Below are 14,108 nucleotides of genomic sequence, written 5' to 3'. Positions count from 1 at the left end.
GTTCAAAGAGATGCTCGAAGTTGGCGGCGCCGGTAAACGACTGCGCCCCGATCTGCACCGTCTGGGGTCGCCGTTACTCGAGAACGATCCGGAAGCCGCGGGATGGGCGACCCGAGAGCCCAGATCCAGGCATCGAGCCCGGCGGCTGCAGCAGCGTCCTCGGCCTCAGGAACCTGTGTAGCTTCAGCGAGCACAAACGCTGCGGTCGCGACCGTCGTGTCCGTGAGCGTTAGGGATGCGATGGGCAAGCCGTCGGTGAGGTTGCAACGCAGGGACTTGGTAAACCGACGCCGCTGCTCCACGGCCAATTCGACGAGCATGCGGTCGGCCTCGGTTTCGTACGGCAGCCAGTGCCGATCGACCGTCACGAGTGAGATCTCCTCAACGGTCGCGAGTCCTCCCCTACCGACGGCGAAGGTGGAGATTGCTATGAGGTGGCCATCGGGATCGGACTGCCAGAGGTCGAGCTCGGCCGCGAAGCGCCAAGTGAGGCGTACGTGGAGGCGGTCGTCGAGCATGAACGGGGCGTCGGGGAGGTGCTTGATGACCAGCTGCCTGCCGTAGCGGGCCGCCTCGATCGCTTTCACCTCGCCGACCAGCATCATCAGCTTCCGGCCGTGGGCCCCGGAAGTCTGCGCGGGCGCCCATGCGGCTAGGCGGCGTGCGGTGATCTCGGCCTTCCGTTCGGCCTGGAACGGTTCAGGGACGAAGAGCCGGTCGGTGAGAGGTCTGCTGCGCAGGTACATGCCTTGCGCGGCCTGGCGCAGATGCCACGAGACCACGCGCCAGTTGCGCTTGCCCGCCATCGCGGGCGTCCAGGACGCCAGGCCGGCCTCGTGCCACAAATAGTGGAGTACGGCACGGAGCGTCAGCCGGCTCGGATCGGCCTGAACGGATCCCGACGGATCCACCATGGCAGTCGGGGTTGGTGCCGCCCAATCGAGCATGTCCATCGGGAAGCCGAGACGCAGAGCAGTCCGCCCGTCCGGGCCTTCGCTGATCGCAGTGCCCAGGAGCTGGCCGAAGCCGGAGATGCCGGGAGGTGGAACGTACGAGGCGCATTGCGGAGCATGGAGCGGGCCGGTGTCGGGCATCCGCTTGACGACGTACCTCATTCCGCCATCGGGGTCGGGGATCCGGGCGATGTACATCGCGACGCCGTCTCGCTGGCACATGCACAGGGGGCGGACCCGGTCATCGTGAGCGGTGGCGAGCTCGGGCTGGGCCTCCTGGTCGCCCTGTCGGACGACACGGCCGTTCACTCGGAGAGCCTGCTCCTCGCTGTGCGCCATCGTGGGTCGCACCTCGATCTCACTCACTGCCCGAACGAACGGGCGATGGGGCACCGCTACCTTGCACCGACTGCTCTGACGAAGCGGTGGCCGCGATCGCCGACTTCAGGCGGCGCATGAGGCTGTGATCAAGACCGGTGAGACGGCTGATGTCGGCGAGGGTCAGTCGCTCGTCGAGTAGCCGCTCGATGGCTCGCGCGGCGGCGAGCTCTTCGATCTGAATGGCCTGCTCGGCGGCTGCGCGTCGCTCCCAGGCGAGCTCGACGTCGACGACGGCCTCGTCGATGCGCTGCTCTCTGGCGAGCTGCTCGGGATCGAGACGGCGGCGTCGTTCGCGGGCGGCGGCGAGGCGGTTCCTGCGCGCGCGGTCGCGGGCGTGCTGCGCCTTGGTTGCGGTGGTGGACATGGTCATCGACTCCTGTCTGGTGGGTTAGCGGGCTGGAGCTGCGACTGGCTCTGCGGCGGGGATCCTTGGAGGCGCGCTCGCGGGCAATGGAGCGCCGAGGAACGCCTGCTGCAGCACGTGGCTTCCGGCGTCGGCTGGCGCTGGCGCTGGAGGCGAGTCCAGGCGTTTGTGGACGGCGGAGGCAAGGAAGACGCTGCGGCGTACGACCTCGGCCGTGGCCGAGGCGAGATCACGGCGCACGTCGGGAGGGCCGACTGTGTGGGGACGTCTCGTCGCTCGTGGGAAGATCCCTGTGTTCGCGGGAGCGTCCATACCGCCGTTGAGGTGCGGATCGAGGACCGCCCGCTGCAGGTCGACCGCGATGTACTGGGCCGACACGAACGACCGGAGCAGGGCCACGGCGGCCTGAGGTACGTCGGGTCGGGTGGCAACGTCGACGGGCTCCGCGAGCCGCCGGCCGTCACGGGTTAGGTGAGAGCAGGACTCGCGCAGCGCGATGGCGGCGTCGCTCACTGCGTGGTCCAGGGTTGGGCGGCGTGCTGCGACGGCCGTCCAGCGGACCGCCAGGTCGCGCCAGGCGGTGCGCGCGTGGTCGCATGTCCTCAGGAAACTGCGCGAGCCCACGGCCGGCGATCCCGGGTCACGCGCAATGTCGGCAGCGCGTACGAGACGTACGCCGGTCTCGATCGTCATCGCCTGCACCTGCGCGATCAAGGCGAGCGAGGCCGGAGACGCGCGGCGGCCTACGGCCTGCTCGACGGCAGTGGTCCAGGCGTCCAGGTCGGTACGAAGCCGCTCGTGGTCCGTGGGGCGGCTGACTGTCCTCGCCGGCTCCGCAACCGCCGCTCTCGGGGTCACCTTGGCCCCGACGAGCTGCTCGAACGTGTCGAGTCGCCGGATCCAGCGTTGCCCTTCCTCGCCGATGGCGGGACCAGGAGCCCGTAGTTCGCGCTCGGCTCCGATGTAGGAGGTCACCGCTGAGCGGGTGGCGTACGTGGCGACGTGAAGCGTCTGCAGGACATAGTGGCGGATCGCAGGATTACTCCGGAGCGTCTCGGCCGGGTCCATGGCGAGCAACGCCGAGGCGTCTTTCAGGCTCCGGCCGGCCAGGGTCATGGCTGGGTGGCGCAGGTCGCGGTTGGTCGGCCACGATCCTTGCGCCCAAGAGCGTTCGATGTTCCCGAGCTGTTTTCGCAGGTCACTGGTGTCACCGTGCGCATCGATGAGATCCAAGGCTACGTGTGCCGTCGGGATCAGCGACTGGAGCATGGACGGGGCGTACCAGCCGACCGCGGAGTGAAGCGACTCCCGTGCCGCCTTCTCCGCATCCTCGAGGACCGTCGCCACGGTAAACCCGGGAAGCTCGCCCACGTCTCGTGGCAGACCTGCGGGATCGAGACGGCGCCGGAGGACGGCACCGATGAGTCGAGCATCGACATCGTCGGCCCGCCCGACGAGCGCGACCGTGAGCCGATCGAGGTGCTCATGGACCCTGCCGACCTCGGGCAAGAGCGGGTCGGCCATTTCCACGCAGTCTCGAACCTTCACCAACTCCGTTGCCAGGAGTCGATCGTCGTCGCGCTCCTGGACTCTGCCGAGCTCGAGCAACTTCATGGCGAGGGGAATCGCGACGTTGCCTGGCATCTCGGTGCCCGAACGAAGCACGAACCGTCTCAGCTCCCCCGTCTCCGCGTCGCCGACCGGACCACGCGTGCCGTGGGCCTCGACCCACCGCGCCGCGGTCATGGGCCCCAGGCCGCCCTCAACTGCGGCCAACTGGTTCGACGACAGTCCAGGAGTGGAGCCGAGCAGGTCGGCCATCACCCGGCGGTAAGCCATTGGGCGGTTCCTAGACATCGCCGTCCGCCTCGCGGAGGAGCTCGCCTAGGTCCGCGACCAAGCGGCCAAGACCCGGGATCGGCTGGATTCGCGCCGCTACGGCGAGCGCACCCTCGAGGATGCCGACCACATTCCGCGCATCCGCCACGATCCGAGCGGCCGTCTCCTCGGCCAGAGGTGACAACTCCCCCGGCCTCGTTCGCAACCTGGCCGCGGCGTCGTACGCCAGCATCACGCCCACCGAGAGGAACGACGCCCCTGGCGACGGACCCACCCGACCCGCGGCGAAAGCCGCCTCCCAGAGCACCCGGATCAGGACGTCGACCAGATCCGCGTCGTCAGGGCTGCGCAACGCGATGACCGGCGTGCTCGGGTCCGGTCCTGTCCCCATGTCACTCTCCCTTCGCAAGACTTCTCGAAGCGTTCGTCTCGATGACCGCACGCACCGCGCCGGCGCGAAAGGAACGCGGCCTACGGCTGTGGACAACCGCGTATCGAGAGCTCATCGCTGGACGGAAACAAGAACAACGGCAGCCGAGACGGATCGGACACGGATCGGCGGATCCGGCCAGGCCGCGGGCACTCGCGTTCCGACAACCGCGTACGACGACGCCGCATGCGCCACCTGAGCGATCCCCACCCGCCACGGACCTAGTGCACTTTCGGAGCAACCGAGCATCGTTCGTGTCCGACCCGGATTCGGCGAGGTTGTTCTTGGTCGCGTGATGACCTTGCACAAGTTGACCGCTGGGGACGGGTACACGTACCTAACCCGGCAGGTTGCGGTGCAGGACACCACCGAGCGGGCTGCCTCTAGCCTCGGTGACTACTACGCCGAGAAGGGCGAGTCGCCGGGGCGCTGGTGGGGGTCAGGGCTGGCGGCGGTGGGAGTCGAGATCGGGTCCGAGGTGACCGAGGCGCAGATGCGGAACCTGTTCGGCGAGGGGCGGCATCCAAACGCTGAGCCCATCGAGGAGGCCGCGCTCGACGACGGAAAGTCCGTCAACGCCGCCATGAAGGCCACCCAGCTGGGACGGTTGTTCGCGGTCTACGAGGGGCACGCGTCGGAGTTCCTGAAGACGGTCGCAGAACGATTCGGCGACTACAACCGGGTGAACGCGCAGCCTTGGCTGGCGGCGGTTCCAGCCGACGTACGGGCAAGGATCCGAACCGAGGTCGCGAACGAGATGTTCGTCCACAAGCACGGGCGGGAGCCGTTGGACGACCGGGAGCGGGCCGGCTTCCTGGCGACGGTGAGTCGTCAAAAGACGACCGCGGTGGCCGGGTACGACCTGACGTTCTCGCCCGTCAAGAGCGTCTCGACGCTCTGGGCGGTGTCCGATCCCGAGGTCGCGAAGCAGATCGAGGACGCCCACCATGCCGCGGTCGAGCGGACGTTGAAGCACCTCGAGGACGAGGTCCTCTACTCCCGACGCGGTCGAGGCGGCGTACAGAAGGTGAAGGCGGTCGGCCTCCTGGCGACAATGTTCACCCACCGCGACGCGCGCTCGTGCGACCCACATCTGCACACCCATGTGGCGGTCAGCAACAAGGTCCAGGACGAGACCGGGCGCTGGCTGGCGGTCGACGGGACCGTGCTCTTCAAAGCGAAGGTGAGCCTGTCGGAGACGTACAACACACTGCTCGAGGCCGAGCTGGTCGACCGGTTGGGGGTCGAGTTCGCGGAACGTAAGCCGCCTGCCGGCGCCGATCGGAAACGGGCCGTGCGGGAGATCGTGGGCATCGATCCGCGGTTGGCGGAGTCCTGGTCGAGTCGGGACCGGGCGATCAACGGCCGTCGCCGTGAGCTCACAGTCGCGTTTCAGAAGGAGCACGGGCGGCCGCCGACCGAGGATGAGGCTGTCGTTCTCAAGCAGCAGGCATGGGAGCAGACTCGGCAGCACAAGCGCGAACCGCGCGACGAGCGGGATCAGCGGTACGTATGGCGCGATGAAGCCGTCGCCATCTTGGGTTCGAACGAGGCCGTGGAATCTATGGCTTCCGCAGTTCTCGGCCGCCACGCTGCCCACCGGGAGATCCATGCCAAGTGGGTCGTGAAGACCGCTGCGGCAGTGGTTGCGAGGGTGTCAGCTGACCGCGCGACCTGGCAGGTCTGGCACCTGCGAGCCGAGGCGCAGCGTGCAGCTCGAGCCGCCGGCGTACGTCTCGAAGACATTGATCGGGCCATCGAACAGGTTGTGACCACCGCGATCGAAGACCACTCGATCCCGTTCGCCAACACCGATCCGCTCACCGACCCTGCCATCGCCGCAAACCTCGGGGTGAGGATCCCGGAGCAGCTCGTCCGCGAAGACGGGGAGAGCATTTACACGGTCCACGGGTCACAGCAATACACCTCGGCTGCGGTGCTCGACGCCGAACGTCGCATCCTCGAGGCGGCCTCCCGAACCGGCGGGCGGGTGGTCGACGAGGTCGAGGTGGGCGTCGCGCTGGCCGAGAGCGCCGCCAACGGAACTGAGCTGAACGCCGCCCAGGCCGCGATGGTGCGCGAGCTGGCCACCAGCGGCCGGCGGCTCCAACTCGCACTCGCCCCCGCTGGCACAGGCAAGACGACCGCGATGAGTGTGCTCTCCCGGGCCTGGCGCGGCTCCGGCGGCACCGTGATTGGGCTGGCTCCGTCCGCGGTCGCCGCCGAGGAACTAGGCTCTGCGATCCGCGGTGATGGCGTTGTCAGCGACACCCTCGCCAAGCTCGTCTGGCACATCGAACACGGTGACCTTCCGCCGTGGATGCGACGCATCGACGGCGACACGCTGGTCCTGATCGACGAGGCAGGGATGGCCGCGACCACCGAGCTCGCAACCGTGACCGAATGGCTCGCCGCCCGCGGAGCCACCATCAGGCTGATCGGCGACGACCGCCAGCTCGCCTCCGTGGCCGCGGGTGGCGTGCTGCGCGACGTCGCCGACCAGGTCGGAGCGGTGACCCTGACCGAGGTACGCCGCTTCGTGGCTCCCGACGGAAGCCTCAATGCCGCGGAGGCCGGGGCGACGCTCGCCGTACGCAACGGCGACCCCGCCGCCATCGGCTACTACGCCGACCAGGGCCGCATCCACGTCGGAGACCTCAGCTCGGCAGCCGACCAGGCGTACGCGGCGTGGTCGGACGATCACGCCGCCGGGCTCGACGCGCTACTCCTCGCGCCGACCCGCGAGCTGGTCGCCGAGCTCAACAGCCGTGCCCGCAACGACCGCATCGCCGGCCTCCCCGAACCCGAGATCGGCCGCACGCTCACCCTCGGCGACGGCACCTGTGCCTCGGCCGGGGACACGATCGTGACCCGCCGCAACGAGCGGCTCCTGGCCCTCTCCCCCACCGACTGGGTCAAGAACGGCGACCGATGGCAGGTCGCCGAGGTCCATCCTGATGACTCCGTGACTGCGGTTCATGACGACCTCGGCGCCCGCGTACGACTCCCCGCCGACTACGCCGCCGAGCACGTACAGCTCGGCTACGCAACCACGGTCCACGGCGCCCAAGGCGCCACCGTCGACACCTGCCACCTCGTCCTGACCGGCGAGGAGGACCGCAACCTTCTGTACGTTGGGCTCTCCCGCGGCCGCCGCGCCAACCACCTCTACCTCTCCATCGCGTCCGACGGTGACCCGCACAACCTCATCCGGCCCGAGGCGCTGATCCCGCCCACCGCGCTCGACCAGCTCGCCGACATGTTGCGCCGCGACGGGTCTCCCGTCTCCGCGACCACCGCGATGCACGCGGAGAACAGTCCGGCGCAACTGCTACGCGAGGCCGCTGAGCGCTACCACGACTCGGTCACCACGGCGGCCGAGACGGCGGTTGGCGATGCAGGCATGGCGCGGATCGACGCCTGCGCCGATACGCTCGACGACGGCCTGACCGTGTCTGATGCCTGGCCAACCCTCCGCGGCCACCTCGCCCTGCTTGCCTGCGACGAGCACGATCCGGTCCGACTTCTCACCGATGCCGTACGCCTCGCAGGTCTCGACGACGCCCGAGATCCTGCCGCCGTCGTCGACGCCCGGATCGACCGGCTCCTCGCCGACAGCGGCCACGAACGTACGCTGGATGGGCCGCTCTCGTGGCTGCCGCCGGCGCCCACCGGCCTGGTCGGATCACCCGGCTGGTCGGCCTATCTCGATCGTCGCGCGGTGCAAGTGACCTCCCGCGTGGCCGCGGTCGCGAACGAAGCACGGGCCTGGTCCGGTGGCACCGCACCGGCGTGGGCACACCCGTTCCTGGAGGAGTCCGACGCCGACCTGCGAGCGCGACTCTCGGTGTGGCGCGCGGCCACCGGCGTACATGACGAGGATCTGCGGCCCACCGGACCGCGCGCCCTCGGCAACCCCGGCGACCATCAGAGAGCACTCAACCGCGCGGTGCGTGAAGTCCGGCCGTCGTACTCATTCGCTCAGCGAACCTGGTATCAGAACCTCCCGGACTCCGTCCGCGCCGACGCCTGGATCACTTCGCTGTGCCAGCGCCTCGCCCGACTCGAGCACGCCGGGCTGCCCGTCGGCGAGTACGTCGCACAAGCCCTTGCCGACGAGCGTCCGCTGCCCGACGAGTATCAGGCTGCCGCGTTGTGGTGGCGTATCGTACCGCACCTGGGACCGGCGGCGATGGAGGCCGACCGGCACTCCTACGACCTGCTCGCGCCGGCCTGGACGGGGGTCCTCGCTGAACTCGTCGGCATCGCGCGCGCCGACTATCTGCGGTGCGCCCCGGCGTGGCCAGCACTCGTCGCCGCGATCGATGAGGCCTGCGGACACCATGATTGGGAGGCCCGTCGACTGCTCGCCGCAGCCCTCGAGCGTGTCCCTCAGGACGGTTCCTTGACCGGGGTCGAGGTGGCTGATGCCCTTACATGGCAGATCGCTTCGCTCACCAACCAGGTGATCCACCCCGACGTACCGCTTCCCGATCTCCCGCCCAAGGGGCCACGCGAGGAGCAGGCGTTCGAGTACGAGCCGGACCAGGAACGGCCCGAGGACCTCGACACCTTCCTCATCGCGCTCTACCGCGATGAGATCGACGAAGTGCCCGAGGAGAACCCCTATTTCCCGCTCCCAGCGGCCGAGCCCGAGGAGATCAGCGCTGAGTTCGCCTTCCCCGAACCCGGCGAGATTCCCGCCGAACGGATCCTCGAGCTCAATGCCGAGGCCCTCGCCTACTACGAGTCCCGCTACCCCACCTCCTGGGCACCCGCCTACCTCACGGAGCGACTCGGCACCGACCTCACCGACCACGCCACGCTCACCGCCGGCTACGCCCCACCCGGCCCACGCAGCCTCCTCAACCACCTCACCACCTCCGGAGCGACCGTCGACGAGCTGGAACAGGCCGGTCTCGTACGCCTCCGCGAGCACCGCGACGGCCGAACCGACTACGTCGACGTCTTCCGCGACCGCCTCGTCCTCCCCATCCGAGACCCCTCGAACCCCGCGAGCGTGATCGGCTTCCTCGGCCGCCGCAACCCACTCAAGGGCGAGGACAACTTCGCCGGTCCCAAGTACCTCAACACGAAGACCACCGCCATCTTCACCAAAGGCGAAGCCCTCTACGGGTACGCCGAAAGCGCTGCCTCTCTCACGAACGGCGCCCTCCCCGTCATCGTCGAGGGCCCGATGGACGCCCTGGCGATCACCCTCGGATCCTCCGGCCGAGCGGCCGGCCTCGCCCCCATGGGCACCGCCCTGACAACCCGTCAGATCCGCCTCCTGATCCGCCACATCCACCTCGGCGACGACAACCAGCACATCGCAGTCGCCTACGACGCCGACGAAGCGGGCTGGAAGGCCGCCCGCACCGCGTACTGGAACCTCACCGCCGCCGACCTCGACCCACTCCACATCGCCTTGCCCGACGGTCTCGACCCGAGCGAACTCCACCAGTTCCGTGGCATCGGCGCTGTTGCCCAGGCCATCGCGTCGACGCGTCCACTCGGCGACGTCATGCTCGACGACCTCCTCGATCGCACGCCAACCCCGGATGTCGCCGACGCCGCCGGCCGCATCCTGGCCTCGCGCAGCGCTGACACCTGGCTCGCGGAGCTCGACCGGATCAGCGAGCGTCTCGATCTCCCGAGCGGCGAACTCCGGAGCGCCACGTTGGAAGCCAGCATAGACCGCGACCGCCACGTCGCGACCTGGGCTCAGGCACGAATCGACGAACTGAATGCCAGCGATGACGGGCGAGCGAAAGCGTCTCGACGCAGCAACTCGCTTCAAGCGGCCGCGCTCACCCCTGCTTCGCCGCCCAACGCGAAGCGACCGCCCGAGTTCGCACACCCGTCGGCGGATCGGGCACCCCTTAGATGATCAGCCCGACCATGCCAGGGAGAACAGAGCTCTAACAGCCATCTCCGACCGGTCAGTTTCTGGGCAACGAGAGCGAACTTCGGCGCATGCCGTCATTTCAGACCTCGTCGAATACGCCCGTGACCGGCCGATCGCCTGGGTGAGAGACGTTCTCGGGTCACATGATAATGACACTTATCATGTCATCGTCATCACCTCGGTACGACGACTCTCTGTGTCGCCGTACCGATGACGCCCAGAGCTAAGGTGCCGTCATGCATCTGCTTGGTGTGCTCAAACCCTCCGACTGGATCGCGCTCACCGCCTTGGCCATCAGCATCGTCGTAGCTGTTCGTCAGCATCTGGCCAGCGGTCGCGCGAATCTCACCGCCGAGTGGGCTGGCGGCCCCGACGCCATAGTTCTGGTGAACCATGGACCCGGGCCAGCCAAGACGGTGACCGTCCGGGTTGACGACCTGCTCCGCGGCGGCCCTGACACCATCCCGTACATCGGGGTGCACCAAACGACTCGGATCGACGGTGTCGTCCAAGCCATGGGGCTCGTCGCCACTCGAGCCGAGATCTCTTGGAGAGATAACCGTTGAAAAACTCAGCACGCCTCGATCCCGCTCGGTGACCCACCATTCAGGGAATCCACGCTGACCTCGACGGGGTCCGAACTGGATGACGCTGCGAGGGCGATCGCGCGGGCGGAGGCGCAATCGGAGATCGAGGATCAGGCCCGAAGAGGCGGCCGAGGTCGGTCCTACTAGGCCCACCGATCTCCGACCACGTTTCGCTGCACGACCGGCGGCTCGACGGCACCCGTCCCCTACCGCGTGGCCGCAGCTGTGGGGATGTCGCCGCGCTCCTTTGCCTGGCGCACGTAGAGCGCCGCAGTGCTCTTCGGCATCCCGAGCTCCTGCATGACGGCCTTGAGTGGATGGCGGTCAGCATGGTTGTAGACGTCTGCCACGAGCGCCAGCTTGTCAAACACACGCTCTACGGCCTGCCGGTTCTCCTCGGGATCGACTTGGTGGTCGGTCGCTGCTCGCTCCCAATCAGTGACCTGCTGGAAGACCTGCCGCATCGCCGCGGCGAGCCCGGAGACGCGGAGACGCTCGAGTGCCTTGGTGACATCCGAGGGCGGCCTGGGGTCGCCGTAACCCGTAAAGCTACGTTCGCCGTTCACCTCCTGGTGCCTGTTGTCTTCGAGCTCGACGCCAGCCACCTGCACGTCGTACGGCTCCGCGGTGTCGTCGAGCAGGAAGCGGACCTGGACTCGGTAGCCCAAGTGGTTGCGAGTCTGGGCAATCAGCTCGCACGGCATCCCCTCGGCGCTGTGCCAGGCCGTCTCGCAGGAGCCGGCACAGTCGTCCGGGATCAGCACTTCCCACGACGGGAAGCCCCTGATGTTGCCGACGTAGGTTCGCGTCTTATCGGGCTCCCTCATGTCCAAACCTTCCTGGTTCGTTGGACTGTTCAGGTCCAATCTTAGACCGTAGCGTTCTAAGTGTCGATCGTGCCGATACTCACCTGCAGGTGTCCGATCTTGGTGTCCGGAAGTTGCTTCACCCAAGTGATGACCCCGCGCCGCGAGGAGATGAGGAGGGGACCCGGTGAGCATGAAGACCAACCCCTGGTGCCTTCTGCAGGTCGGCCGAGCACGGCCAAACGCAGCACCCCGCGACGTTGACCCGCCGCGTACCTCAACCTGCTCGTGCTGGCCGCGCGACCTGCCCGGCCGACTCACCCAGGAGACGCTAGTGAACGACCCGACCCACCCCGATAACACTGATCCCGCCGCCGAGCCGGGCGATGCCGGGACCGACGAGAACGGACAGCGGCGCCGCGCCAGCGCGCGATACGAGGCAGAGCTGACGAAGCGTCAGGCCATGCGCGGAGGCTGGTCGATGACCAAGCGGTGGATCGCCATCAAGCTGACCGACACCGCATGTGTGCTGCTGACCGGACTCGCTGGCACTGGCGTGCTGGGTGGCGCCGCCGCGGTCGCGTGGCGGACATGGGCCGGCGGCTAGCAGGGAAGGGGACGCCGCGTGCGGACTGAGCCGACGATGCCGCGCCAGGTTATCGGGCAAACTCGGAGAATGGTCGTGGTTCCCCGGTGGCACGAACGCGGCAGCATCGGCCTCGACGGGCAAAGTGCCGCGACGGCTTCATCAAACCTCCCCGCATCTCGGTAAGTCAGGTGCCAACTCCTCCCACGAGAACGGCACGACCCGGACTAGATTGCGTACGTGAAACTCGCATCGGCGAAGATCCGTCGCTACCGCAGCATCGAAGATGAGACGACGTTCACGGTTCAGCAGGACGTCACCTGCTTGGTCGGGAAGAACGAGTCTGGCAAGACGGCAACGCTCCAGGCGCTGTACAAGAGCCGCCCTGTCGACGATGGCGCCGACTTCGACGAGGGAATCGACTACCCCAGCCACAAGACTCGAGAGCTGCGCGGAGACACCAAGATCCCCGTGACCGTGCTGTCCTACAACTTGGACAAGGACGACGTGGCCGCCGTCGAGGAGGCGCTTGGCCCGGGCACCTTGCAGTCGATGACGGTCGCCGTGACGACCGGCTATCGGTACGCGGGATCGACGTGGGACGTCCGTATCGAAGAGCGCGCAGTGGTCACGCACCTCCGCGGCGATATGGAACTACCCCCGTCCACCGCTGCCGCGGCTGAGGCCGCGCAGACCGTCGGGGAGCTGGTCGCCGCGCTCGAGGCGATGGAGGGGCCGACCGCGGAGAGCCAGACAGTGGTCGCACGGGTCGGGAACTGGCGTAGAGGCGACCCGACACTCGAGGCCATCGACATCCTGAACGGTCGCCGGCCGAAGTTCGTCTACTTCGGCGACTACGACACGATGCCAGGCAAGGTCTCGATCCCTCGATTGATCGCAAAGCGGGACACCGACGAGATGACCCGCGGTGAGCAGGCGCTCCTGGCCCTGCTGGCGATCGCGGGGGTGAAGCTGGAGGATTTCTCGGAGCCAGAAAGCCACGAGCACCTCATCCGCCGGCTCGAAAACGCCTCGAACTCCATCAGCGATGAGGTCTTCGAGTACTGGAGCCAGAACAAGAACCTCCAGGTCCAGCTGACCGTCATCCCACAGCCCGAGGCCGGAGCACCCGCTCCGCTCGACCAGGGGCCATTGCTCCAGATCCGCGTTCACAACCTGCGCCACCGGGTAACCGTCCCTTTCGATGAACGCTCTCGCGGGTTCGTGTGGTTCTTCTCGTTCCTGGCCTACTTCTCCGAGCTGGAGAGCGAGGCAGAGCAGCCGCTGATCCTGCTCCTGGACGAGCCCGGCCTCAGCCTGCACGGCACGGCCCAGCACGACCTCCTCCGGTTCATCGATGAGCGCCTCGCGCCCCGACACCAGGTGCTGTTCTCTACCCACTCCCCGTTCATGGTCGACGCTCGCCGTTTCGAGCGCGTCCGCACGGTCGTCGACGCCGACGCCACAGGCACGACCATCTCCTCCGACGTCCTGCGCGTCGATGGGGAGTCGGCCTTCCCTCTGCACGCGGCACTCGGGATCGAACTCACTCAATCGCTCTTCGTCGGCCCCGAGGTCCTGTTCGTCGAAGGGCCATCCGACGTCGTTTATCTCCAGTTTCTCTCCGACCAGGTGAAGGCCGAGGGCGGTGAGGGCCTGGACGATCGATGGGTCCTTGTACCCGGCGGCGGCATAACGAAGCTCCCCGCGTTCCTCACCCTCTTCGGCGCCAATCAACTGACGGTTGCGGTCCTCACTGACTCCTCTGCTTCCAACAGCGCGGCGATCACTGAGCTCCGCAAGGCGGAAAAGCTCTATGCGGGAGGCCTTGTCCAGGTCGGTGATGCCCTGGGCCGGCCTGAGGCAGATGTCGAAGATCTCTTCGACCCGAAGACCTATCTCGAGCTCGTCAACAACGCGTACGCGGGAGCCCTGGCCGCCGGCGGCCCGCTTGATCCCAGCGATCTCGCTGGGTCAGACCGCGTGGTCCGCGACGTCGCGGGCGTCTTCAAGGACCGTGGCATCAACGGCGGCAAGTTCAGTCATTTCGCACCCGCGGGAGCTCTCCTCCGCACGCGCAGCCGGAAGGCGACCAAGGCGGAACGTGACCGGGCAACGACGCTCTTCGCAGCCATCAACCGCCTTCTCTAGGAGATTGACGGAGGCGATGACCTGGCGGCCGGGCAGAGTCCCTGGGACGATGAAGCCGTGAGGCACGAACCGACCAGCGGATACGAGGACCCCGACCTCAACT

9 protein-coding genes are annotated in these 14,108 nt (G+C 67.7%); 4 read left to right on the top strand and 5 right to left on the bottom strand.

Going from position 1 to position 14,108, the window contains the following annotated elements; genetic code table 11:
• Nucleotides 1-2: 2 nt before the first annotated feature.
• From ACIO3S_RS24625 to ACIO3S_RS24610, 4 genes are read right to left on the bottom strand one after another with little or no spacing between them, the layout of a single operon-like run.
• A complete protein-coding gene (locus ACIO3S_RS24625; RefSeq protein WP_400468388.1) occupies nucleotides 3-1,292 on the bottom strand; it encodes a DUF1173 domain-containing protein in 1,290 nt (429 codons plus the stop codon).
• Between the two features lie 19 nt (nucleotides 1,293-1,311).
• On the bottom strand, nucleotides 1,312-1,698 hold the full coding sequence (locus ACIO3S_RS24620) for a hypothetical protein (RefSeq protein ID WP_400468386.1): 387 nt from the start codon (nucleotides 1,696-1,698) through the stop codon (nucleotides 1,312-1,314).
• 24 nt (nucleotides 1,699-1,722) lie between these two features.
• On the bottom strand, nucleotides 1,723-3,537 hold the full coding sequence (locus ACIO3S_RS24615; protein WP_400468384.1) for a hypothetical protein: 1,815 nt from the start codon (nucleotides 3,535-3,537) through the stop codon (nucleotides 1,723-1,725).
• A 10-nt stretch (nucleotides 3,538-3,547) separates the two neighbouring features.
• The gene (locus tag ACIO3S_RS24610; RefSeq protein ID WP_400468382.1) at nucleotides 3,548-3,928 is read right to left on the bottom strand and encodes a hypothetical protein; all 381 of its coding nucleotides are present in this window, start codon (nucleotides 3,926-3,928) and stop codon (nucleotides 3,548-3,550) included.
• Nucleotides 3,929-4,262: 334 nt separating this feature from the next.
• Between ACIO3S_RS24610 and mobF the strand changes: the two genes are divergently transcribed.
• Together mobF and ACIO3S_RS24600 are read left to right on the top strand one after the other, a co-directional pair.
• A complete protein-coding gene (mobF, locus tag ACIO3S_RS24605) occupies nucleotides 4,263-9,857 on the top strand; it encodes a MobF family relaxase (protein ID WP_400468380.1) in 5,595 nt (1,864 codons plus the stop codon).
• Between the two features lie 254 nt (nucleotides 9,858-10,111).
• Nucleotides 10,112-10,441, top strand: a complete 330-nt coding sequence (locus ACIO3S_RS24600; protein WP_400468378.1) for a hypothetical protein — start codon at nucleotides 10,112-10,114, stop codon at nucleotides 10,439-10,441.
• A 227-nt stretch (nucleotides 10,442-10,668) separates the two neighbouring features.
• On the opposite strand, the gene ACIO3S_RS24595 is transcribed toward ACIO3S_RS24600, so the two are convergent.
• Complete coding sequence (locus ACIO3S_RS24595; RefSeq protein ID WP_400468376.1) at nucleotides 10,669-11,289, bottom strand: hypothetical protein; 621 nt, start codon at nucleotides 11,287-11,289, stop codon at nucleotides 10,669-10,671.
• A gap of 313 nt (nucleotides 11,290-11,602) precedes the next feature.
• Here ACIO3S_RS24595 and ACIO3S_RS24590 point away from each other — a divergent pair, with 313 nt between their 5' ends.
• Nucleotides 11,603-11,875, top strand: coding sequence for a hypothetical protein (locus ACIO3S_RS24590; RefSeq protein WP_400468374.1), 273 nt, complete (start codon nucleotides 11,603-11,605; stop codon nucleotides 11,873-11,875).
• Nucleotides 11,876-12,361: 486 nt separating this feature from the next.
• On the top strand, nucleotides 12,362-14,005 hold the full coding sequence (locus tag ACIO3S_RS24585; RefSeq protein ID WP_400468372.1) for an ATP-dependent nuclease: 1,644 nt from the start codon (nucleotides 12,362-12,364) through the stop codon (nucleotides 14,003-14,005).
• Nucleotides 14,006-14,108 lie beyond the last annotated feature (103 nt).

It is taken from the genome of Nocardioides sp. NPDC087217 (assembly GCF_044744805.1).
Classification (GTDB): domain Bacteria; phylum Actinomycetota; class Actinomycetes; order Propionibacteriales; family Nocardioidaceae; genus Nocardioides.
This window is presented reverse-complemented; position numbering and strand designations above follow the sequence as displayed.

What these genes read in the sequence shown, in the direction of transcription:
- ACIO3S_RS24625 (WP_400468388.1), bottom strand. Translation starts at nt 1,292, where the DNA reads ATGGCGCACAGCGAGGAGCAGGCTCTCCGAGTGAACGGCCGTGTCGTC.
- ACIO3S_RS24620 (WP_400468386.1), bottom strand. Translation starts at nt 1,698, where the DNA reads ATGTCCACCACCGCAACCAAGGCGCAGCACGCCCGCGACCGCGCGCGC.
- ACIO3S_RS24615 (WP_400468384.1), bottom strand. Translation starts at nt 3,537, where the DNA reads ATGGCTTACCGCCGGGTGATGGCCGACCTGCTCGGCTCCACTCCTGGA.
- ACIO3S_RS24610 (WP_400468382.1), bottom strand. Translation starts at nt 3,928, where the DNA reads ATGGGGACAGGACCGGACCCGAGCACGCCGGTCATCGCGTTGCGCAGC.
- mobF (WP_400468380.1), top strand. Translation starts at nt 4,263, where the DNA reads ATGACCTTGCACAAGTTGACCGCTGGGGACGGGTACACGTACCTAACC.
- ACIO3S_RS24600 (WP_400468378.1), top strand. Translation starts at nt 10,112, where the DNA reads ATGCATCTGCTTGGTGTGCTCAAACCCTCCGACTGGATCGCGCTCACC.
- ACIO3S_RS24595 (WP_400468376.1), bottom strand. Translation starts at nt 11,289, where the DNA reads ATGAGGGAGCCCGATAAGACGCGAACCTACGTCGGCAACATCAGGGGC.